Here is a 23652-nt window from a genome sequence, read left to right on the forward strand (position 1 = left end):
TAGTAGCCGACGGCTACTAAAATAATATCTTTCCTGAATTGTTTTCCTTTAAAATATCCCATTTATGATTCTCCTCACTCTGTTTTGCAAAAGTTTAGCTTAGTTTTAAAAACTTTGCAACAGAACCGCTTGATAGCGATGGGGTCCCGCCCACATTTTAACGAAAATATACGCTAAGCAAATTTCGACATAAAAAGAGCTGAATCTCCTACTATAAGAGAGATTCAGCTCTTTTTATTTTTTAAATAAATCAACTAATTATATATAGGATTTTCATTAACTTTTATATTTCTTTAGTGAATCCTTCTGATACAAACTCTATAATTTGTTCCATTACTTTAGGAAATACTTCATATCCAATTTCTTGTTGGTGTAATCGTATCATCATAACAGCTTGTATAATTCCTACAATAATTTGTGGATCATTCTTAGGTAATACTCCACGATCCATTAAAATTTTGACGGCATGAATGCCTCTTTTTTTATGAGTTTCGGAAAATTCAAACATTTTCTCAGGAAGTTTTCGGGAAAGGCGCTCATGCTCATCATTTTGAAAAACTCGTTGAAGAAATGGATTTTTTTCGACTAATTCAAATGATCTATGAAAAAAAGAGGATAATAATTCTTTTGGAGGCAGATTTTCACGAAATAACTCATTGAGTACTGTTTCTCGAACTTCTTCTTCATTTTTTAAAATTTCTAAATACAATTCTTCTTTCGATGAAAAAAATTTATAAAAAGTACCTTTTCCAATTCCACATGCAAGTATAATATCATCAATGCTAGTCTTGGCTAGACCATATTGAATAAATAGTTCTTTTCCTTTTATTAAAAGAGATTGACGAATCTGTTCTTTTTCCTGATCTGTAAATTTAGGCATAAAACTACTCCTTTTTAAAAATTTTGTGACTTTTTATGGATTTTTAGTCATATAATATATATACTTATCATAACGGCTATATAAATAGAAGTAAACATTAGACTGTAAAAGGTACAGTCTTTTTATTCATAGTTTATATGACTATACGAACTTTAATAGTCATATAAACTATGCGTTTTACATTGTAAGAAAGGATTGATAATAATGAACTGTAATTTAAGTCAATATTTTAAGTTAGGAGGAATTTTTCAGAAAGATGACTGACAAAAAATAGATTAAGCATGGATTTCAATAAAAAATAAAAATAAATATTCTAAATATAACGGGGAGATAATGATGAAAATTTTAGAAAAAGAATTATTAACTCAATTTGATGGACTATATAATTTTCGAGATATAGGGGGATTTAAAACATTAGATGGAAATATAATGAAAAAAGGGGTTTTGTTTCGTTCAGATGAGTTGTCTCGCCTATCACAGAAAGATTTAGAGACGTTTAATTTGCTAAACATAAAAACAATCTATGATTTAAGAACTCGAACTGAACAAAAATCAAAACCAAGCAGAATTAAGTCTGAACATGGAATACAGTTGGTGAATATATCCATTCAAGATAAGAGTCAAGAATTTACACACCTCGAATTTTTTAAGTTTTTAGTAAGTAAGTCTAATACCATAAATTTCGAAAAAATAATGAAAGAGATGTATTGTAATATGGCATTTATAAGTCATACTCAAATTTGTGAAATCATAACTTCACTTTCAAAACAAAATAATCTGCCAGCACTTATTCACTGCACTAGTGGGAAGGATCGTACAGGTTTTATATCTGCCATAATTCAATTACTTGTTGGAGTACCATATCAAAAGGTTTTGGATGATTACCTGTTTTCTAATGATTTAATTGCACCACGTATGAAAAAAGTAGAAAAATTTATTAGATGGATAAGTCTTTTTCAAGTCTCATCTGATCGTATAAAACCAATGTTAGAAGTACGTCGTGAATACTTAGAAGAGGTTTATAATGAAATTATTGAAAGATATGGAAATATCGAAACTTATCTATGTCAAGCTTGTAAAATTCAACAGAGTAGTTTATTGACTCTTAAAGACCTACTACTTGAGTAACGTAAAAAAGTCTCAAAAATCTTACTTTTTGGGGTTCTGTTAGCTTGATAGCGATATGACTTATATATGAAAAACAAACCATTTAACAAGAATGTTTCAAGGAAAAGAAGTAATTTCTGTGGTTAATATACTTGTGAAAAAAGAGGGATTTACCGTTTGTTAGGACAGAATGACGTTTGTAAAAATAATCATTATGAAGATGATTACAAATTCAATGTTGCTCTTTTGTCATTGGTAGAGATGATAGCTGTGTGGTCAGTATGAAACAGTAAGTAACCACCTATACAATATGAATAGAGGAGAGGAATATCTGATGAAAACACGTAGTCAAATTACATTTGCAAGTCTTGCCCTTTTAATAGCTGGAAGTTCCCTGTTATACACATCGCCAACCTCAATTGTAAAAGCAGAGCCCACTCAAAATGTATCTAGTTCGTCACAAACAAGCACGCAACGAGATCGTAATTCCGTCAGGCAAGCAATGCGGGATACATTGCAACTTGGATACCCGGGGATACTTGCTAAAACTTCTGAGGGTGGAAAAACGTGGGGTTATGCCGCTGGGATAGCGGATCTGAGCACCAAAAAACCAATGAAAACAGATTTTCACTTTCGCATTGCCAGCGTGACGAAGACGTTCACCGCAACGGTTGTACTTCAATTAGCTGGAGAGAACCGCCTGAATCTAGACGACTCCATCGAAAAATGGTTGCCTGGCGTCATTCAAGGAAACGGATATGATGCTAAACAGATTACTATCCGGCAGATATTGAATCATACAAGTGGTATCGCTGAATACGCAAGGTCAAAAGAAGCTGATCTTTTTACGAATACAAAAAAATCGTTTACCGCTGAAGAACTAGTGAAGATTGGACTTTCGATGCCCCCAGACTTTGCCCCAGGAAAGGGCTGGTCCTACTCAAACACAGGATACGTATTACTGGGTATCCTTATTGAAAAAGTAACCGGAAACAGCTATGCGGAAGAGATTGAAAATCGAATTATTGAACCGCTTGAATTGTCGAATACATTCCTACCTGGCAATTCAAGCGTTATTCCAGGCACCAAGCATGCCCGTGGATATTTACAACCAGACGGAGCAAGTGAGCTAAAAGACGTTACTTATTATAACCCAAGTATAGGTAGCTCGGCTGGAGATATGATTTCTACTGCTGACGACTTAAACAAATTCTTCTCTTCCTTGCTCGGTGGCAAATTACTGAAGGAACAGCAACTAAAACAAATGCTTACTACAGTTCCTACAGGAATTGCTGAAATCGGCAGATATGGTCTTGGAATCTATGAAAATAAGCTTCCCAACGGTGTCTCAATATGGGGACACTCAGGTGGCATTCCAGGGTTTAGTACTTTTGCTGGAGGCAAACTTGGAGGCAAGCATACATTGGCCGTCAATTTGAACAGCCTTAAAGCTGATAGTCCTGATCCTTTTAAAAATATTTTACTTGCTGAATTTAGCAAGTAATAAAAAAGGATAAATTTTGTCATAGTTTTTATAGTTAAAAATATATCTTTCTGCTGCAAAGTTCTTTAGCAGATAAAAAGTCAAATTCAGTACAATCAAATTTTATGTAATAGTAAGTAATCGCTGTAATTCATTGTACGTTGAAAAGGCGGAGTCTCTTTGAAGACTTCGCCTTTGTTTATATAGAGCATGAATGGTCTCGATACCTTTTATCGTACGTGAAGCATGACGAAGATTTTGAAATCCTGCAAATTTAGCAAAGCGTCGCTTTATATGTCTATGATCCTGTTCAATACGATTGTTCAAATAATTGCTTGTATAATGAATAGTACGTGTATAAAAGCCTTGTTCCTTTAACTTGTTCAATGCACAAAGTAATGCTGGAGCCTTGTCCGTTACGAGAACCATCAGTTCTCCAAGTATAGAGTTTTTAATATTGATTTATATCATAAAATTTATATGAAATAGGTGACGAAAATGTTAGAAGGTATTTTTCAGACAGAAGATGTACAGTTACATTATGTAAAGAGTAATTCAAAAGGTTCGCCAATATTATTAATTCATGGTGGAATATCAAGATGGCAAGCGTTTGAGTCTATTATTCCTGAATTAGAAAAAGAAGGACATGTTTATGCATTAGATTTAAGAGGACATGGAAAATCAGGAAGAGTTCCAAATAGATATCGTTTGGAAGATTATTTATCTGATATTGTCAATTTTATTAAAGAACATATTGCAGAACCAGTAATCATATTTGGTCATTCACTTGGAGGAATACTAGGGATTCAATTAGCTGCTCATTATCCAGAATTAGTGAAAGGACTAGTCATCGGAGAATCCCCAATGGAGATAGAAGTTTTAAAAGAGGGTTCCGAAAAATTGATGAAATGGAAAATGATGATTCAGAATGGCCCAGAAATGAGTAAGCATATGATGCCTAAAAAAGGAGATAATCCACTTTTAGATTTCATGGTGGAAAGTGTTATGCTAACAGATCCTGGAGTCTTAATAGCAATGATTGACCAATTTGACGAAACATATGCTGGATATAATACGGATATTTTACTCCCTAAAATACACTGTCCGGTTTTACTTCTACAAGGAAACCCTGAACTCAAAGGGGTTGTGAGGGATCAAGATGTTAAGAAGGCTTTAAAACTATTACCTAATGCAAAGCATGTAAAATTGGAGAATGTAGGACATACTTTGCAATTTGAAAATAAGGATGCAGTTTTGGGTGTAATACTTCCTTTTATAAAACATTTAATAAATGTTAATGAGAAATAAAAAGGTTCTGTTACAAAGTTTTCTACATGAAGCTACACTCTAGAAAACAGAATCTAGGAGAATCAGACATGAGATATTTTAAAGGAAAACAATTCAAGAAAGATATTATTTTAGTAAACGTGGTATTTTAGTTCACCCAACAACCATCATGCGATGGGTTCATGAATATGACAATCTCATCTATTAAATTTGGAAAGTGAAAAATAAATTTGCACGCTTATCTTGGCATTTGGATGAGACTTATATCAAAGTAAAAGGAGAATGGCGTTATCTCTATCGTGCAATTGATAAAGATAGGCACACATTGGATATTCAACTTCGTAAAAAACGGGATCATCAGTCTGCCTATGCCTTCATGAAAAGATTAGTAAAACATTTGGGGGAACCAACGGTTCTCACTACAGACAAAGCGCCGGCATTACTTTGCGCATTTAACAAATTAAGAAAACAAGGATTTTATCAAACTACAATCCATTGTACAATCAAACATTTAAATAATCTTATTGAACATATAAAGAGACGTTTTTCCAATTCCGCAGGATTTCAAAATCTTCGTCATGCTTCACGTACGATAAAAGGTATCGAGACCATTCATGCCCTATATAAACAAAGGCGAAGTCTTAAATGAGACTCCGCCTTTTCAACGTACAATGAATCTCAACAATTACTAGCTACTTCCTAAACATCGGTCCTTATTTACCAACCTGTTTATGCTTTTTTCAAACTTTGCAACAGAACCATCTTATCTATGGCATAAGGAGAAACAAATAGGGTGATAACCATCACTTTTTCATTATATTACATTAAATGTTAATTTTTAATATTATAACTACAAATATTGGTAATATCCATATTGAGAAATTTATTACTAATTTGTTTCCGGTATCAAAAGGTACACCTTTTGGCACTATCTAATTTACATGAAATATTAGTTCCAAAACCTCAAAAAATATATTTTTGAAACGTCTCTAAAAAATAGATACCTTTTGAAACTATTTTGTTATAATATGTATTATAAAACATCAAGAGAAGGAGAATTTAACACCTTGAATAACAGAAAATTCGGATACATTCGTGTAAGTAGTAAAGATCAAAACGGAGGTAGACAGCTAGAAGCGATGAAACAAGTTGGTATTGATGAAAGAGATATTTTCATTGATAAACAATCTGGTAAAGATTTTAATCGTCAAAAATATCAACTTGTAAAAATGATGTTACGGGAAGGGGACATTTTATACATACATTCCCTGGATCGTTTCGGAAGAAACAAGGAAGCTATTTTAAATGAATGGAGGGATATTACAAAAAATATAAAGGCACATATTGTTGTACTTGATATGCCGTTATTAGATACAACCAAGTATCAAGATAACTTGGGAAATCTCATTACTGATTTGGTACTTCAAATTCTTTCTTGGCTTGCTGAAGAGGAACGAACAAAGATAAAAGTTCGACAACAAGAGGGAATCCATTTGGCTAAAAAACAAGGAAAACATCTCGGAAGACCTAGGGCAGAAATTACAGATGAATTTATCACTGCTTATAACACTTGGAAAACAGGTACGATAACCGCTGTTGAGGCAATGAAACAAGCGAATCTAACGAAAGCTACATTTTACCGACTTGTGAAGAGGCATGAAAATAAAACATAAGAAAATCGAGGGAGAAATAGACCAAAATATACCATTGCAACAAGGTATATTTTCTTTAAAAATTTAGGTGTTATCATCCAATCAGGAAGGGGGTGGAGAAAGTGCCTATAAGGAAGGATATAGGAGAAATTCAAAAATTCGCCCAAGCCAAGGAGGGGGTCTGTTTATCTAAAAGATACATTAATAATAAGCAAAAGTTATTTTTTAAGTGTAGGGAAGGTCATATCTTTCAAAAACGTTTGAACGATTTAAAATCGTATGATAGCTGGTGTCCATTCTGTGCTAAGGTCAGAAAATTAACTCCTGAATATGTGGAACAGATACTCAAAGATCTGAAAGAAGAAGAAGTGATTCTTTCGCAAAAATTACCCAAAAGCACAACACATAATCGGCTGTCGATTAAAGATATGTGTAAACTTGCTCAACTAAATGATGGTAAGTGTTTATCAGAAAATTACGTAAATATTATGACGCCTCTAGAGTGGGAGTGCCGAAAAGGACACAGGTTTGAAGCAACACCTAATGATGTTAAAAATTCTAATACATGGTGTCCGTATTGTAGTAATAAAAAAGTATGTGATGATAACTGCTTAGCAACTGTTTATCCTGATGTTGCGGCAGAATGGCATCCAACATTAAATGGAGAGCTAACGCCATATGAGGTAGTGTTTGGTTCATCGGAACGCGTATGGTGGCAATGCCGATTTGATGAAAGCCACACATGGCAAACAAGAGTAGTAGATCGGTTAAATCGAGGATGCCTAAGATGTTGGAAAGGGCAAAAGACATCTTTTCCAGAACAGGCAATTCATTTTTACTTGAAACAGGCGATGGAAGACACTGAAAATAAATTTTATCATGAAGCCTTTAAAGATAAAAAGCAAGAAATAGACATCTATATTCCGTCTGTTCAATTTGCTGTGGAGTATGATGGAAGACCTTTTCATGATAGAAAAAGACAACAGGAAAATGATGAACAGAAAAATTACGTTCTGAAAGAAGAGGGAGTCAAACTAATACGAGTACGTTCTGATGGATTACCAATTATACAGTTACATGAAGCATTATTATTGACTCATTATTATTCGCAGGGTCGTTATTATTCATCGTTAGATGGAGTGATTCTCGAAATTTTTATTTCTTTGGATTTACATCTCCAAAAACAATATCCATTAATTTATGAAAAGAAGAAGGACATAATTCGAAAAGTCATGCAATCTATTTCTTCGTATAATGATCGATTAGAAATCTTGAGTCAGTACCGTACTAATAAAAAAGAAAAAAGTTTAAAAGTGTTATTTCCAGAAATTGCGGCAGAATGGCACCATACAAAAAATAGTGTGGTAGGGCCGGAACATATTTCTGCTAATTCTCACAAAGTTGTATGGTGGCAATGTGAGCAAGGACATGAGTGGGAAGCACCTGTGAAACAACGAAAAAACGGCGGGAGAGATTGTCCAATTTGCAACTCCATTTTTACAACACACCCTGATATAGCAGCGCAATGGCATCCAACATTAAATAATGGAGCCCCTCCATACAGTATTACATATGGATCAGATGTTCAAGCTTGGTGGATTTGTTCATGCGGATATGAATGGAAAGAAGAAATAGCTAAAAGAACAGGAAGAAAAGACAAAGGCTGTCCAGTTTGCCGAAACAAAATCTTAAATCAATTATCTTCATTACAGAGTAAATATCCAGAAATTGCGGCAGAATGGCATCCGACATTAAATGGAGATTTAACACCAAATGATGTTTTACCAAACTCCAAAGAATCTGTGTATTGGATGTGTCGAAACAATACCGAGCACGTATGGAAAACGAGTATTGCGTATCGAGTGAATAGAAAAACAACTTGTATATATTGTGCAGGTGCAAGAACATACTTTGAAAATGGATTTGCTTCTCAATATCCTAAACTTATGGACGAATGGTGTTATGAACAAAATAAGGGAATTAATCCTGATGATCCATTCTTTAAACCTATGGAAAAAGTATGGTGGCGCTGTAAAAGGAACCAGAACCATATCTGGGATATGCTCGTTTGGTATCGTATAAGAGGAGAAGGCTGTCCTTATTGTGCCAAAAAACGCGTGTTGCCAGAAGAGAGCTTTGCAGCTCTACATCCAAAATTGCTCTCAGAGATACATTCAAAATTGAATGAGGGAGTAGACCCATGGCAGTTGGCACCTAAATCAGGGAAAAAAGTAACATGGCAGTGCAAGAAGGATGAACGGCATATCTGGGAAATGGGAATTAATAGACGTACTCATCATGGTGAGGGTTGTCCGTACTGCTCAAAGACACGCGTGTTACCAGAGGAAAGCTTTGGTAATCACTATCCACATTTAGCAAAGCAATGGCATCCTACAAAAAATAAAAGAAACCCTTACGGATATGCTCCTAATTCAAAAATGGTTGTATGGTGGTTCTGTGAAGGATGTAAACATGAGTGGAAAGAGGCGATGGTAAAACGTACAACTATAAAAAAACAGAAACCTTGTTGTGGTAAATAATAAAGTTAGATTCTAAAAAATATACAATATTGGCATAGGGTTTGCTAAAGCTGTTTTTACAAAAGCACTTAAACATTTAGATTCATTACGGATCAATAGTCCTGGATTATACAAGAGATTAGAAGAGGATACAAGTCTTTAGGATAAGAGAAAAGTTGATTCTAAAGATGTAGAACGGTTCTGTTGCAAAGTTTTCTACATGAAGCTACACTCTAGAAAACAAGATCTAGGAGAATCAGGCATGAGATATTTTAAAGGAAAACAATTCAAGAAAGATATTATTTTAATAGCCGTCGGCTACTACTGCCGTTTTTCTTTAAGTTATCGCGATGTCTCTGAAATCCTGAAAGAACGTGGTATTTCAGTTCACCCTACAACAATCATGAGATGGGTTCATGAATATGGCAATCTCATCTATCAAATTTGGACAGTAAAAAATAAATCTGCACGACTATCTTGGCATTTGGATGAGACTTATATCAAAGTTAAGGGAGAGTGGCGTTATTTATATCGTGCAATTGATAAAGACGGGCACACATTGGATATTCAACTTCTTAAAAAACGGGATTATCAGGCTGCCTATGCCTTTATGAAAAAATTGGTCAAAACGTTTGGAGAACCAACGGTTCTCACTACAGACAAAGCGCCAGCATTACTTTGCGCATTTAACAAATTAAGAAGACAAGGATTGTATCAAACTACAATCCATTGTACAATCAAACATTTAAACAATCTTATTGAACAGGATTATAGGCATGTAAAGAGACGGTTTGCCAAATCCGCAGGATTTCAAAATCTTCGCCATGCTTCACGTACAATAAAAGGTATTGAGACCGTTCATGCCCTATATAAACAAAGGCGAAGTCTTCAAAGAGACTCCGCCTTTTCAACGTACAATGAACTTCGACAATTACTAGCTACTTCCTAAAAATTGTTCCTCATTTACCAACCTGTTTATGCTTTTTTTAAACTTTGCAACAGAACCATGATTTCTATGGCTCAGTACAACGTTGTTATTTTTGCTTAGAAATTTTATCAAATTCTTCATCAATACGCTTATTAACAGCTTTAAAATACCTTCCAATAATACCGCCTATATATGCAAAGGCAAAACATACTGTAATAATAATAAAGAGAGAAATATTTCTAGTGATTAAGCAATATATCGAACCAATCAGATATAAACCCAAAAAAATTTTAGGGAAATGTACTTGATGTAGAAAATACTGTAAACCTCCAATTAATAATAAAAGAATCAAACCAAAGAGTGTTACTTGAATAATAAGCAAAACTTGAATATCCATTACCGCTTCGCTCCTTCTATCTAGTTAATTCAAAGGTAGATATTTTTAAATCTTTTTCTTTTGGTAAAGTAACACTCTGTTCTAATTTACCATTATTGATATTGTACTTTTGAATTATCCCTTCACTCTTATTTTCCCCATCGTATAAAGATAAAATATGTAAGGAATTTTTGTTAATTAAAGCTTTCATATTTATAATTGGATTTTTATTTTTTTGTTCTAATTTAAAATGATTGGTAATTTCTTCTCCAGATATAACGACAACTTCTCCACTATAATACAATATAAAGACTTTACCATTATCTTCAAGTACTTGAAATACTTTTGATTTTGTAGGAAGTTCTAATTCTTTTATGGAATCCTCAAAAATGGTAAACATTTTTCCTTTATCAGAAACTAAATATATCTTATCACCAGATACAGCCATACTCTTATGACCGACTTGTGGTTTATTTCCTAAGTTAAATGCTTTAACCGCTTCTCCATTTGAATCTATTTTTAATACTTGTTCCTGCTCAATTGATGGATCGAAGGTTAGTACATAATAAAAATCTTTGTAACTTATACCAGTGGTAAAAAAGCCTTTCTCATACTTAAATTCTTTTTGGTTCTCTCCTTCAACATTGACTAAACCACTTTTGTAATAAGGTTTATTGTCTTTAACAAATTGACCACCATTCGTTATAAAATGTATTCCGTTTGGGTTAGCAAATGAATTAGTAATTCCCCAACTAGAAGGAATGCTATGCTTTTGAACACTCTTGTTATCAAAGGTATAGTAGTTACCACTATATCTGGACGAGAAATATAATATATTGTTTTGAAATATTAGGTTTTCTAAACCAATATCTTTAACAGGAAATTCTTCTATAGCCTTACCTGATTGGTCATATGTTATTAACTTACTTGTTGGATTAGTAAAAGATGTATAAACCACCGTGTATGTATTATTCTCTTCATGTATCTTTACTTCCTGCTTATTTACTTTTTGTGTATTGAAGGGAATAGCTTTTCTAAAACCAAAAAAGATTACTAAGGATATTGCAGCTATGATTATTAAACTTGTAAGTATTTTTATTTTCATCTATCTACACCTCGATATAAGTAAAATTATTAGCATTACATGAATCTTTCATCTTATCTTTTAGAGTTTCTCAGGGTTCTGTTGCAAAGTTTTCTAAATGAGGATACACTCTAGAAAAAAGAAGCCAGGAGAATCACAAATGCGATATTTTAAAGGGAAACAGTTCAAGAAAGATATTATTTTAGTAGCTGTCGGCTACTACTGTCGTTTTTCTTTAAGTTATCGCGATGTTTCTGAAATCCTGAAAGAACGTGGTATTTCAGTTCACCCAACAACTATCATGCGATGGGTTCATGAATATGGCAATCTCATCTATCAAATTTGGAAAGTGAAAAATAAATCTGCGCGCTTATCTTGGCATTTGGATGAGACTTATATCAAAGTTAAGGGAGAATGGCGTTATCTCTATCGTGCAATTAATAAAGATGGACACACATTGGATATTCATCTTCGTAAAAAACGGGATCATCAGGCTGCCTATGCCTTCATGAAAAGATTAGTAAAACATTTTGGAGAACCTACGGTTCTCACTACAGACAAAGCGCCGGCATTACTTTGCGCATTTAACAAATTAAGAAAACAAGGATTTTATCAGACTACAATCCATCGTACAATCAAACATTTTAATAATCTCATAGAGCAGGATCATAGGCATGTAAAGAGACGTTTTGCCAAATCCGCAGGATTTCAAAATCTTCGTCATGCTTCACGTACGATAAAAGGTATCGAGACTATTCATGCCCTATATAAACAAAGGCGAAGTCTTCAAAGAGACTCCGCCTTTTCAACGTACAATGAACTTCAACAATTATTAGCTACTTCTTAAACATTGCTCCTCATTTACCAACCTGTTTATGTTTTTTTCAAACTTTGCAACAGAACCGTTTGTATTATCGAAAGTACTCCCTACTAGGAAACCAACGGCAAAAACAAATTATATCGCCTTACTTAGTTCAATGTGGCAACTACTACGAACTACTCCAATTTTACGCCGTCGCGCAATTTATCATGCTTGTGTATTTGCGACTTTCAGCTTATTCTGGACCACTGTTCCATTATTATTGTCTAGTCCTGCTTTTCATTTTTCTCAGGCTGCCATAGCATTATATGCACTTGTAGGAATTACAGGTGCAATAGCCGCTCCAATAGGTGGTCGTCTAGCCGATCTTGGCTGGACACGATCCGCCACTGGGATAGCTCTGGCTGTTGTTATTATATCTTTATTACTACCACTTTTTATTCAAAGTAGCACGCCCTTTGGAATAGCAGTTTTAGTAATTGCAGCTATTCTGTTGGACATGGGAGTATCCGCAAACCTTGTGCTAAGTCAACGTTTGATTTTCTCGTTGCAACCAGAAGTTCGTAGTCGCTTAAATGGATTATTCATGGCTATTTTCTTCTTGGGTGGTGCTGTTGGATCTTCTGTCGGAGGGTGGGTATACTCGTCAGGTGGATGGAGTGCAGCATTATGGATGGGAATCGCTTTTCCGATCATAGCACTGCTTTATTTTGCCACAGAGAAATAGTTCTATAATCAAATTTAAACAGTCCGTATTCGTTTGAATGCTTATTCATTGGTATGTCCGTGTTTTATAGATTAATAGCGGTTATTTTGAAGTTTGATTTTTTGTCTCTATCGCTAAAAGAGGACAAAACTCACCATGTAAAATGTGTCCGAATTCCATTTAGACTATGACAAAAGAGAGCTTGCATTAGAAAACAAGCCCTCTTAAAAAAATAACGCAATTGAGATGCTTATATTTTAACAATTATTTTCTTACGATTCCATATGTCTTATGTTGAGAAATAAATTATAAGTGGTTTGATAAAACTAAAATGAATTATTGACATAATATTTTGACGATAATATAATAAATCTCGAATTCAAGATAACTTGTAAAGGATTGGTAATTATGAGCGTGATTAACGATGAGAACTTATCTTTAAAGTTATTTGTTATATTATCAAGGACAGTACAGTCAATCACTAAGCGAATTGAAGATGATATAAAAAGTTATGGACTTAATCCAACTGAATTTGCAGTGCTTGAGCTACTGTACAGTAAAGGCGATCAGCCTATACAAAAAATTGGAGACAAAATATTACTTGCAAGTAGTAGTATCACGTATGTAGTGGATAAGTTAGAAAAGAAGAGGTTCTTAATACGAAAACCATGTCTTATAGACCGCCGTGTCACGTATGCGTCAATTACTTCAGAAGGTATTGAATTGATGGATACTATTTTCCCTCAGCATAAAGAGGCGATTCGGCAAATATTTGGTGGTTTGGACTATATTGAGAAAAAATTGATAATCAAACAGTTGAAGAAATTAGGATATTATGCACAAGAACTATAATTTTTAGAAATATATCTCGAATTAGTAATATCCTAATTAAATATAAATTAAATAAATAGGAGGAAAAAATCAATACATGGTATTACATTTATTGGAATCCGAAATGAAGAAATAATGGAATTACAATTAGTATAAACAGGAAAGATAGTTGTTATGATAACGCATACAAATTGTTCTTTTAAATGTGAATCTTTCATAAAGCGGAGGGTGGGTATCAAGAATGGAATTACGTCATTTAGAGTATTTTATTCAAGTTTGTAATAATGGTAGTTTTACTAAAGCTGCGGAATTTCTAGGTATTTCACAGCCGACTTTAAGTCAACAAATACGTGTGTTAGAAGGTGAACTTGATACACCTTTATTTCATCGAGTTGGAAGAGGTATCAAAATTACAGAAGCAGGTAAATTGCTATTTGATAAAGGAAAATTTATCATGCAACAATTTGATGAGGTTTATAATGAAATTTTTGAATTAAAGGGTGTGAAAAGAGGTGTGATTACTATAGGAGGTTTATTAGAAGATCTCACTTATTTAACGCCTTATATTATGAAGTTTCAACAACATTATCCCAACATTGTAGTGAAAATTAAAGAATCAGAGGTTGCTGTAAATCAAATCGTTGACAAAAATATTGATATAGGGATCACACGTAGTGCTCAAATTCCAGACACATTAACAAGCACCCTTTTGTATAGCGAAGATTTCGTCCTTGTAATTCCAAAAAATCATCCTTTGAATGAAAAATCATTTGTTTCTTTTCGAGAATTAGCAGGGCTGAGTAGAGTAATGGTTTCATGTAGTTGTCGTGAATCGATTAAGATATATTGTGAAATTTTAGGGTTATCTTTATCTGAAGCAAATATAGAAACAAAATCTTCTATTTCTCTATTGAGCCTTGTATACAATGGATATGGGGTTGCCATAATACCTCTTTCACTGGTTGACTTTGTTAATAATGATACCTTAAGCATAGTTCGTATTACTGATCCAACACCAAGTCAAGATATTAATCTTATTCACTTTGATGATAAATTTTTAAGTTTTGCAGCACGCATCTTTATGCAGAAGTTAAATGATCCTGAAAAAGTATCAGTATAATAGAAACAATAATGATTCTAGTGTAAAAATTGAAAGTAATCTTTAAGTCTTGGGATGAGACCTATATTAAAGTCAAAGAGCAGTGGATTTATATGTGTGGTGTAGTTCGATTCAAAAGGGAATGCCATTGACTTTTATTTAAGGGAAAAAGGACAGACTTTGCAAAGAGAGAAGTCTGTCAAAAAACAAGTCAACATAATCAATCAACTCTTCGGTCTTACCGCATAGTAATAGATTCCGTTAGGGATATACTGCTATTGCGAATCTACATATTATTTGCACCAGAGCCCATATTACCATTATGATCTTAATACCATTACTATTCGGGCCCGTCTTCGGCGCCATACCCTTATTGTAGAAAGAAAACCACCGGCATTATACCGGTGGTTCTGACTTAGAAAGCAAAGCAAGTACAACCAATACCCCATTTAGTTCCATCTTTTCCTATTACGGTATGAGTGTGTTGATGGAGAGGGTTACTGCAACTATGTAACTTGTGACCATTGGCATCGTGAGAAAGTATATTATGGGCTAGGTTAGCGCCCCCATAACCATAAACGCCAGTCGGTGCCCAATCAGGTGATGCTGGCGGCAATTCAGGTGATAAATTTTTAAATTCATCATTTCCATAAACAACCTGCCCACCCATAATAGTGAGTAATGATTCAAGGTCTTTGATTTCTTCTTCTGGCACAGTAAAGTAGTCAGCAGACAATACAGCAATATCAGCAAACTGACCTACTGCAAGGGTTCCCTTTTTGCCTTCATCACCAGAGAACCACGCACTTCCTTTGGAATATAGTTCCAGGGCTACTTTTCTGTCAAGTTTATTTTTTTCATCGTATATCGAAAGACCACCAATGGTTTTTCCGGCAACCATCCAGTAAAGAGCAACCCAAGGGTTATAGCTAGAAACCCTGGTTGCATCACTACCAGCGCCAACAGGTATACCAAGGTCTAGCATACGATAAATCGGAGGAGTACGCTTTGCAGCTTCTTTTCCGTATAAATCAACAAAGTATTCACCTTGGAAAGCCATGCGGTCTTGGATGGCAATACCACCATTTAAAGCCTTAACACGTTCCATACTACGATCCGAGATTGTTTCTGCATGGTCAAACCACCAGCGTAGACCATTAAAAGGAATTTCTTTGTTGACTTCCTCAAACACATTTAAGAAACGTGTTATTGACTCGTCATAAGTTGCATGTAAGCGGAATGGCCAACGGTTTTCCACCAATAGAGAAATTACTTTCTTTAAGTCAGCTTCCATCACCGTAGCTAGTTCGGGCTGCGGCATCTGAAATTTTTCAAAATCGGCTGCCGAGAATACTAACATTTCTCCGGCACCATTCATTTTATACTTATCATTTCCTTGACCTGGAGAAACAATCTTTGCCCATGAAGCAAAGTCTTCATATTCATGATTTGGATTTTGCGTAAATAGATTATATGCAATACGCAAAGTTAATTGATCTTTCTCAGCTAAACGTTCAACAACTTTGTAATCATCAGGATAATTTTGGAATCCGCCACCTGCATCAATGGCACTTGTGATACCTAATCTATTTAATTCGCGCATAAAATGACGAGTTGAGTTAATCTGATCCTCAAAATTAAGTACTGGAGCTCTCCCCAAACTTGAATAAAGAATAGAAGCGTTAGGATTGGCAATTAAAAGACCTGTTGGATTACCTCGTTTATCCCGCTCAATTAAACAGCCCGGAGGGTCTGGGGTATCTTTTGTGTATCCCAGTGCACGCAGCCCAGCACGATTTACAAGTGCTCTATCGTAAAGATGTAGCACAAAGACAGGAGTGTCTTCAGAAACGGCATTAATCTCTTCCAAAGTTGGCATTCGTCTCTCTTTAAATTGAAATTCAGACCAACCTCCAACTACTCTTACCCACTGGGGAGCAGGTGTACGTCTTGCCTGCTCTCTAAGCATTTCCAGAGCAATAGCAAGTGATGGTACACCTTCCCAACGCAATTCCATATTATAATGTAGACCACCACGAATAACGTGTATATGAGAGTCATTCAAACCCGGAATAGCTCTCTTTCTTTTAAGATCTATTTTTTGGGTTTTTTCTGTGGCACTATCAAGAAGCTCATCTCCACCTACTGCCGTGACTAAACCATCAGTTATGGCGATAGCTGATACCTCAGGTTGAGATGGGTCAAGGGTAGTGATTTTTCCGTTATATAAGATCATATCCGGCAAATTCATGTTTACACCTCATTTACTTCCTATTATTCTGTAACCATGGATGAAATATTTTACCGAGAATCGGCATGACTACCCATGATAGCAAGGAAACTATACATATAGAAACAAAAAAAGCTGATATAATAGGATTCATATTTTTTATAATAGGTCCTATTACTTTAGGCACCAACATACTAAGAGGCCATACACCAAGAACAGTAACAATAGACATTTTCCATTTTGGCGGTGGAACTGGCGTTTTCGGAGTAACAAACCAATAAGCCAAACTGTTTTCAGTTTTGTAAGTTGGATTAGTTGCTTGAAATTGTTCTGCCTTTTTTAACAAATCTCGACGAATATCTGATTCTTGCCAAGAACGTAGATGCTCATACGTATCAAAGCGAAAAATAACAGTATACTCTCTGGATCCGTTATTGGGGACTATTAAATTTATGCCTAAATGCCCTGGGAATTTAGTAGCGGCAGCTTCGATTTCATGTCTCCATGTTTCAAACTGTTTTTCTCTACCTTCTTGAATTTCCCATGTAACAATCGTTGTTACTGGACCGCTAACATCCATTGTGTTCCCTGTATGAGTTTCTCCGACAGTCACTCTTTCTTGGTTCATAATTTTCTGCTTGGAAGCGCGCCATGCACCATAGTATATGCGTATTCTACGCCTTGACCATAAGCGCCAGTGTGTTCTTTTACAATTTCCATAACAGCATCATAAGTGTCTTTGCGTGCCCAGTCACGTTGGTATTCAAGTAAAACTTGGATTGCTGTCACTGGAATTGCACCAGCTTGTTCTACACGACGCATAGCAGCGTTATGTGCTGTCAAACTAGTACCACCTGAAGCATCATCAACTGCATAAACCTCATAGCCAGCTTTAATTGCTTCAAGTACAGGGAATGCAAGGCAAACCTCAGTCCAAAGTGCTGCAAATATTAATTTCTTTCTACCTGTTGCTTTAACTGCCTCAACAAATTTTGGATCTTCCCAAGAGTTCATTGAACTACGTTCTATAATTTCATGGTTTGGGAATATGTCAAGAATTTGTGGCCAAAAATAACCAGAAAAGCTGCGTGTTTCAACTGTAGTAAGAATAGTAGGTACGTTAAAAGTTTTTGCTGATTTAGCAAGCAGCATAACGTTATTAATCAATGTTTGTCTGTCAATACTTGCAACTCCAAAAGTCATTTGAGGCTGAAAATCAATCAAAATTAAGGCACTGTTCTCGGGATTTAACAATTCTAAATTACTCATAATAAAACGCTCCTTTTTTAATTGTTACAATTTTTAGAAAGTAATTTATTTCCTATTAATCAAAACTGTAATCGTAAAAATAAAAGTTTTGCTTTACTTTTTAATTTAAAAGAGAGCGCTGATTTAATCAGCGCTAAATTTATACTATCCACTTTTTAAAAAGTGATTTAAAGCTATTTCTTTGGAATACATTTATGCATTTTGTTTACTAAGATCTCGCTGAGCTCCCATATAGCTTCCAATTATATTTTGATAGCCTGGAAGATTACTAGCAAGCAAATTGCCAAACCCTTCGACATCGTTGCGCCAATCGCGTTGTAATTCGCAAGCTACGCTAAACCAGTTCATGAGTTGTACGCCACTATGTGCCATACGCGTATTGGCAGCATCTGCAACTTGTTTACTGAAAGTTCCTGAAGCATCAGTAACAGCAAATACTTCATATCCAGCTTTTGTAGCGGAAAGTGCTGGGAAAGCAACGCAAACGTCCGTAACTACGCCCGCGATGATAATTTGTTTTTTTCCAGTTTCTTCGATTGCTTTTACAAAATCATCATTATCCCATGCGTTAATTTGTCCTGGTCGAGCTATTTTTGGTGCGTGAGGAAAGAGGTCAACCAATTCTTGCATTAAAGGTCCGTTAGGTCCATGTTCAAAGCTTGTTGTTAAAATAACTGGTAAATCAAAAAACTTAGCAGTGTGAGCAAGAGCTAAAACATTGTTCTTGAATTCATCAACACCATGGTCACGTACTAGTCCGGACATAAGACCAGTTTGATGATCTACTAAAAGAACGACAGCATCATCTTTGTTAATACGAGAATAGAGATCAGCCATTATGTATTCCTCCTAAAAATTAAGTAATCGAAGAAAGTTTAAACAGTGGAATATCATCATAAACTTCTTCGTTTGTTACGATTAGTTTATAACTAAACTGACCGTTAATATTAGTTATAGCACCATTCACAGAACATGAAGCGCTATACAAATTTATAGTATTTGAAAACCAATTCATTAATCAATTCTAAATTATCTATAATTTATATAGATGGTAACTATAGTTATTTTTACCATAAAATTCATTGGTTTTACCTATACATTCTATAGATAGAACAATATTGATAGTTACCTATTTTTGCTATTAGAATTGAATATGAAGAATGTTCAGCAATTATTTCATGATGAAAAAGGTATTAGATGGGGAATTGCTACAAAAACAGAAAATGAATTCATCGGAACAATAGAGTTTCATGCTTAGAATTCACAACATAAACGTGCATAAATAGGTTACGAGATTCATCCGGATTATTGAAGAAAAGGATATATATTAGAATATTTTTTGGAGGTAGAAGAATGACAAAAATTACTGTAGGAACCGAAAATCAAGCACCAATTGAGATATATTATGAGGATCATGGTATTGGAAAACCAGTTGTACTAATTCATGGTTGGCCGTTAAGTGGTCGATCTTGGGAATACCAAGTTCCCGCTCTTGTTGAGGCTGGATACAGAGTTATAACATATGATCGTCGAGGCTTTGGAAAGTCATCTCAGCCGTGGGAAGGATATGAATATGATACCTTTACTTCTGATTTACATCAACTAATAGAACATTTAGATCTTCAAAATGTCACACTTGTTGGTTTTTCTATGGGTGGAGGCGAGGTAGCTCGGTACATTAGTACATATGGAACAGATCGTATTGAAAAGGCTGTTTTTGCTGGAGCAGTTCTTCCATATTTATACAAATCAGAGGATCATCCTGAAGGGGCATTAGATGATGCAGCAATTGAAGAATTCAAAAGTGGCGTGATAAATGACCGCCTTGCATTTCTTGACGAATTTACTAAGGGATTTTTCGCAGCTGGTAATCGAACAGATTTAGTTAGTGAGCCATTCCGTTTATATAATTGGGATATTGCGGCTAGTGCATCCCCTAAAGGAACACTCGATTGTATTACCGCCTTTAGTATGACCGATTTTAGAAAAGACTTGGAAAAGTTCAATATACCTACTCTTATTATTCACGGTGACTCTGATGCAACTGTACCTTTTGAGTTAAGTGGAGAACGCACATATGATTCCATTCCTGGTAGTAAACTCGCTCTTATAAAAGGTGGTCCTCATGGATTAAACGCAACTCATGCAAAAGAATTTAATGAAGCATTATTAACATTTTTAAAAGACTAATCTTTGATGAACTACCGGAGGCGGCTCAATAGTAATATTAAGAATAGTAACATGAATTTATCGATTAGAGGTTTTTTAGGTCTCTTAGGGGTATTGCTACATTGCTATCAAGATAATATTTTGAAGAATCCTCAAAACAAAGAAATGTACATTTCATCTGGAGATGTACATTTTCTCGTTTTGGGGAAGAATGTATTTCTCAACATCGAAAGATTCATAAAAAACGTCATCCTTTCTAGTTAGCTTTTTAGAAAGAATAACGTTTTTTACTTTTGGGGGTAGTGAAGTTTCTTAAGTTGATTGGCATGGGGTATCGCCAGCATTTTGGAAAACCCCCACGCTAAGCCAAAAATAAAATAAGCCGTCCATATGGACAGCTCATTTACATAATTCTCGAAAGCGGAAGTAAAGATATTTGGTTTATTTAAAACATTAGCGTTAGTTGCAGAAGGATCTCCATTTCGTTGCTATCTTTAGTAAAGCATCAATACTTCGGTTAGAATAAGGATCCTCACCCTCTTGCCATTCAGGTTCACGTCTAATTTCATAACCTGTTATCTTCTCTAATGCTAAATGCCTTTTTCCAAAAATACCAATTCTTTTATAAAGAGCATCTTCTTCTAATCCATCAATTAAAGGCTTAATGAATTGTTTGTTTCCTATTTTTGCGGCTAACTGACAAGCATTATAACGAATATCAGCATTTTCATCGTTTATTAGAATACCAATAGTTTGCGATAATTCTTCCCAAAAGTTTGGACATAAATTAAGTATATAGATTCCTCCCATTCTTACATTAGGAGAGCTATCTGTTAAACAAAGTAATATATCTGAGTTTCTTATGAATGATGGTTGTGTTGAAAGAACAATGATAGCAGCTGTTCTAACCTTATATGAAGGATGAAATAACAACTTTTGCACACTACTAATTGCTTCTTTAGGTATCTTCTCAGGTAAAAAGGATAAAAGAATATCGATGACCTCGTAATTTTCCAAGCTAATTTTCTCTAACTTCTCTGGTAAAGGGCGTTCTTTCCAGTGTTTCCAACGTAAATACATAGAATTTTCAATATCGGTGTCATCACTTTGATGAAAATCAAATGTTAAAGCTTCTGGGGATATGATTCCAGCTTTTAATGATTCCCATTTCTTATTAAATTCAGAACTAGAAACTAATGCTCTTTTGACTTGTTCAGTTGACCAATCAGGATGTTTTTGCCAAATGCACGCTGCTAATCCTAACACTATTGGTGCGGCATATGAAGTACCCCATTGACGAGCATAATTTGGAGGAAGATTGTCGTTCATTACAGTATAATGATTCAAACATTCTTTTTCCGACTCAAAGGGGAATGGCAAAACAACATTCATCGCTGGAGCTAAAATATCGGGATTCCATTTTTCATCAAATGTTAAACCTTTACTACCTAGAAAGGATTCAGCATCTTCCTTCTTACCATTTTCAGGTATAACAACACCTCCCACAGATAAAACGGAAGGTGATATGACAGAACTACTAGTAAGTTCATTATTATTTCCTGAAGCCACTACAACCAATATTCCTTCGTGGACTAATTCTTCGCATAAAATACGAAGGGGGTCAGCTTGCCAAGGGAGTAGCCCAGTATCTCTTTGACCAATTACTGTTAACACCACTCCTCTTATACCATATTTCCTTGCATTTTCCTTAAGCCAAACTAAAGCGTTACCAATATTTTTTTCAACATCTTCCGTTGTTTCAAGTTCCCCTGCATCAATTAGATACATATCTACTTCAGGAGCGACCCCAGGATACTTTCCATTTGATAACAGGCCAGAACCACCGGCAGCGGAAGCTGTCCATAATCCGTGAAGACCACTATTCAGTTGTGTTTCATCCGTCAATTTAATTGGCATGGGATTAGTTGTATAGGTTTTTACTAGGAAAGTAGTTCTATTCTTATTAGAGATAATATCTTGATGACAATAAAAACCTCCATCTACAATAGCTATTTTAACGTCTTTACCAGTAAGGTTTCTTGGAATGTCGAGAAAATCTCTGATGGCAGTCCAATTCATTTATGACTCCTCCTGTTCATATATCCTTGCAAACATAAAAAGCCCTAGGCACTAACACCCAGGACTTTTTAACTAAATATTCATATTTTTCATCATTTTAATTATATCACTTTGAGTAAAAAATTATAGTTCTTTGTTCAACTAAACTCTCTCTTATTTGAACAAAGAACTATGCATATTCTATTCATAGAGAGTTAACATAACGCAACATTATCGATAGCAAGGAGAAGACAGATCCCTACTCTCACAAGGGATCTGTCTTCTCTTGTTCTATGGATCTATGCATCTTTTTATACATTCCTATTCTGGTGCGCCTTTGGGGGTTCTGTTGCAAAGTTTGAAAAAAACATAAACAGGTTGGTAAATGAGGAGCAATGTTTAAGAAGTAGCTAATAATTGTTGAAGTTCATTGTACGTTGAAAAGGCGGAGTCTCTTTGAAGACTTCGCCTTTGTTTATATAGAGCATGAACGGTTTCAATGCCTTTCAAGGTACGTGAAGCATGACGAATACTTTGAAATCCTACAGATTTGGCAAAACGCCTTTTTACATGTCTATGGTCTTGTTCGATGAGATTGTTCAAATGTTTGACTGTACAATGAGTTGTACGTTTATAAATGCCTTGTTCCTTTAATTTTTTGAATGCACAAAGTAATGCTGGTGCTTTATCTGTTGTTAGAACCGTTGGTTCTCCAAACGTTTTCACTAACCTTTTTATAAAGGTATATGCAGCCTGATGATCCCGTTTTTTACGAAGTTGAATATCCAATGTGTATCCTTCTTTATCAATTGCACGGTACAGGTAACGCCATTCTCCTTTGACTTTTATATAGGTCTCATCCAATTTCCAAGATAGTTCTACGCTTTTATTTTTCTTCTTCCAAATTTGATAGATAAGGTTTCCATATTCATGAACCCAGCGCATGATGGTTGTAGGATGAACTGAAACACCACGTTCATTCAAAATTTCAGAGACATCACGATAGCTTAAAGAAAAGCGACAATAGTAGCCAACGGCTACCAAAATAATATCTTGTTTAAATTGCTTTCCTTTAAAATATCTCATGTATGATTCTCCTCACTCTGTTTTGCAAAAGTTTAGCTTAGTTTTAAAAACTTTGCAACAGAACCTCC

At 34.9% G+C, this 23652-nt stretch carries 19 protein-coding genes and 4 pseudogenes; 13 read left to right on the plus strand and 10 right to left on the minus strand.

All coding sequences use genetic code 11. The features are described 5' to 3' along the window. Positions 1-283: 283 nt before the first annotated feature. Complete coding sequence (locus AC1M36_RS26805) at positions 284-880, minus strand: TetR/AcrR family transcriptional regulator (protein ID WP_336454391.1); 597 nt, start codon at positions 878-880, stop codon at positions 284-286. Positions 881-1213: 333 nt separating this feature from the next. Here AC1M36_RS26805 and AC1M36_RS26810 point away from each other — a divergent pair, with 333 nt between their 5' ends. Both AC1M36_RS26810 and AC1M36_RS26815 read left to right on the plus strand, forming a co-directional pair. Then, on the plus strand, positions 1214-2008 hold the full coding sequence (locus AC1M36_RS26810; protein ID WP_479846429.1) for a tyrosine-protein phosphatase: 795 nt from the start codon (positions 1214-1216) through the stop codon (positions 2006-2008). Between the two features lie 313 nt (positions 2009-2321). Then, positions 2322-3491 (plus strand): serine hydrolase domain-containing protein, encoded by a 1170-nt coding sequence (locus AC1M36_RS26815; RefSeq protein WP_479846430.1) that lies wholly within the window; start codon positions 2322-2324, stop codon positions 3489-3491. A 102-nt stretch (positions 3492-3593) separates the two neighbouring features. Here the strand turns inward: AC1M36_RS26815 and AC1M36_RS26820 are convergent. Next, positions 3594-3908 (minus strand): annotated as a pseudogene (locus tag AC1M36_RS26820) (DDE-type integrase/transposase/recombinase); the annotation flags it as partial. Between the two features lie 60 nt (positions 3909-3968). Here AC1M36_RS26820 and AC1M36_RS26825 point away from each other — a divergent pair. The 5 genes and pseudogenes from AC1M36_RS26825 to AC1M36_RS26845 all read left to right on the plus strand — a co-directional run bounded on the left by AC1M36_RS26825 (position 3969) and on the right by AC1M36_RS26845 (position 9877). Then, positions 3969-4778: an alpha/beta fold hydrolase gene (locus AC1M36_RS26825; protein WP_336454394.1), complete on the plus strand. Its 810-nt coding sequence runs from the start codon at positions 3969-3971 to the stop codon at positions 4776-4778. Positions 4779-4846: 68 nt separating this feature from the next. Next, a pseudogene (locus tag AC1M36_RS26830) lies at positions 4847-5406 on the plus strand (IS6 family transposase). 418 nt (positions 5407-5824) lie between these two features. Then, the gene (locus AC1M36_RS26835) at positions 5825-6430 is read left to right on the plus strand and encodes a recombinase family protein (RefSeq protein ID WP_479846431.1); all 606 of its coding nucleotides are present in this window, start codon (positions 5825-5827) and stop codon (positions 6428-6430) included. A gap of 101 nt (positions 6431-6531) precedes the next feature. Beyond that, the gene (locus tag AC1M36_RS26840) at positions 6532-8949 is read left to right on the plus strand and encodes a zinc-ribbon domain-containing protein (protein WP_479846432.1); all 2418 of its coding nucleotides are present in this window, start codon (positions 6532-6534) and stop codon (positions 8947-8949) included. Positions 8950-9190: 241 nt separating this feature from the next. Beyond that, positions 9191-9877: an IS6 family transposase gene (locus AC1M36_RS26845; protein WP_479846433.1), complete on the plus strand. Its 687-nt coding sequence runs from the start codon at positions 9191-9193 to the stop codon at positions 9875-9877. An 85-nt stretch (positions 9878-9962) separates the two neighbouring features. On the opposite strand, the gene AC1M36_RS26850 is transcribed toward AC1M36_RS26845, so the two are convergent. Next, positions 9963-10253, minus strand: a complete 291-nt coding sequence (locus AC1M36_RS26850; protein WP_174103550.1) for a hypothetical protein — start codon at positions 10251-10253, stop codon at positions 9963-9965. 16 nt (positions 10254-10269) lie between these two features. After that, positions 10270-11337: a hypothetical protein gene (locus AC1M36_RS26855; protein WP_336454550.1), complete on the minus strand. Its 1068-nt coding sequence runs from the start codon at positions 11335-11337 to the stop codon at positions 10270-10272. A 139-nt stretch (positions 11338-11476) separates the two neighbouring features. Here AC1M36_RS26855 and AC1M36_RS26860 point away from each other — a divergent pair, with 139 nt between their 5' ends. The 5 genes and pseudogenes from AC1M36_RS26860 to AC1M36_RS26880 all read left to right on the plus strand — a co-directional run. Beyond that, on the plus strand, positions 11477-12163 hold the full coding sequence (locus tag AC1M36_RS26860; RefSeq protein WP_479846434.1) for an IS6 family transposase: 687 nt from the start codon (positions 11477-11479) through the stop codon (positions 12161-12163). Positions 12164-12224: 61 nt separating this feature from the next. Then, positions 12225-12863, plus strand: a pseudogene (locus AC1M36_RS26865) (MFS transporter); the annotation flags it as partial. A gap of 387 nt (positions 12864-13250) precedes the next feature. After that, on the plus strand, positions 13251-13694 hold the full coding sequence (locus AC1M36_RS26870; protein WP_479846435.1) for a MarR family winged helix-turn-helix transcriptional regulator: 444 nt from the start codon (positions 13251-13253) through the stop codon (positions 13692-13694). Positions 13695-13914: 220 nt separating this feature from the next. Then, a complete protein-coding gene (locus AC1M36_RS26875) occupies positions 13915-14793 on the plus strand; it encodes a LysR family transcriptional regulator (protein ID WP_479846436.1) in 879 nt (292 codons plus the stop codon). 144 nt (positions 14794-14937) lie between these two features. Next, a pseudogene (locus tag AC1M36_RS26880) lies at positions 14938-15021 on the plus strand (IS6 family transposase); the annotation flags it as partial. Positions 15022-15187: 166 nt separating this feature from the next. On the opposite strand, the gene AC1M36_RS26885 reads toward AC1M36_RS26880, so the two are convergent. The 4 genes from AC1M36_RS26885 to ycaC form a co-directional block, all read right to left on the minus strand. Then, on the minus strand, positions 15188-17023 hold the full coding sequence (locus AC1M36_RS26885) for an amidohydrolase (RefSeq protein WP_479846437.1): 1836 nt from the start codon (positions 17021-17023) through the stop codon (positions 15188-15190). 13 nt (positions 17024-17036) lie between these two features. Then, positions 17037-17630, minus strand: coding sequence for an antibiotic biosynthesis monooxygenase (locus AC1M36_RS26890; protein ID WP_336454338.1), 594 nt, complete (start codon positions 17628-17630; stop codon positions 17037-17039). Further along, positions 17627-18271 (minus strand): hydrolase, encoded by a 645-nt coding sequence (locus AC1M36_RS26895; protein WP_018767758.1) that lies wholly within the window; start codon positions 18269-18271, stop codon positions 17627-17629. The genes AC1M36_RS26890 and AC1M36_RS26895 overlap by 4 nt, the downstream gene beginning before the upstream one ends. A 192-nt stretch (positions 18272-18463) precedes the next feature. Continuing rightward, positions 18464-19108 carry an isochorismate family cysteine hydrolase YcaC gene (gene ycaC / locus AC1M36_RS26900; protein ID WP_479846438.1) on the minus strand — a complete coding sequence of 215 codons (645 nt, stop codon included), beginning with the start codon at positions 19106-19108 and terminating at the stop codon, positions 18464-18466. Positions 19109-19624: 516 nt separating this feature from the next. Between ycaC and AC1M36_RS26905 the strand changes: the two genes are divergently transcribed. Further along, positions 19625-20461: an alpha/beta fold hydrolase gene (locus AC1M36_RS26905; RefSeq protein WP_479846439.1), complete on the plus strand. Its 837-nt coding sequence runs from the start codon at positions 19625-19627 to the stop codon at positions 20459-20461. A gap of 438 nt (positions 20462-20899) precedes the next feature. Here AC1M36_RS26905 and AC1M36_RS26910 read toward each other — a convergent pair whose 3' ends face one another. Together AC1M36_RS26910 and AC1M36_RS26915 are read right to left on the minus strand one after the other, a co-directional pair. After that, positions 20900-22519, minus strand: a complete 1620-nt coding sequence (locus AC1M36_RS26910) for a S8 family serine peptidase (protein WP_479846440.1) — start codon at positions 22517-22519, stop codon at positions 20900-20902. A 378-nt stretch (positions 22520-22897) separates the two neighbouring features. Next, positions 22898-23584: an IS6 family transposase gene (locus tag AC1M36_RS26915; RefSeq protein ID WP_479846441.1), complete on the minus strand. Its 687-nt coding sequence runs from the start codon at positions 23582-23584 to the stop codon at positions 22898-22900. Positions 23585-23652 lie beyond the last annotated feature (68 nt).

Source organism: Bacillus sp. Medicinal_06 (assembly GCF_056711665.1).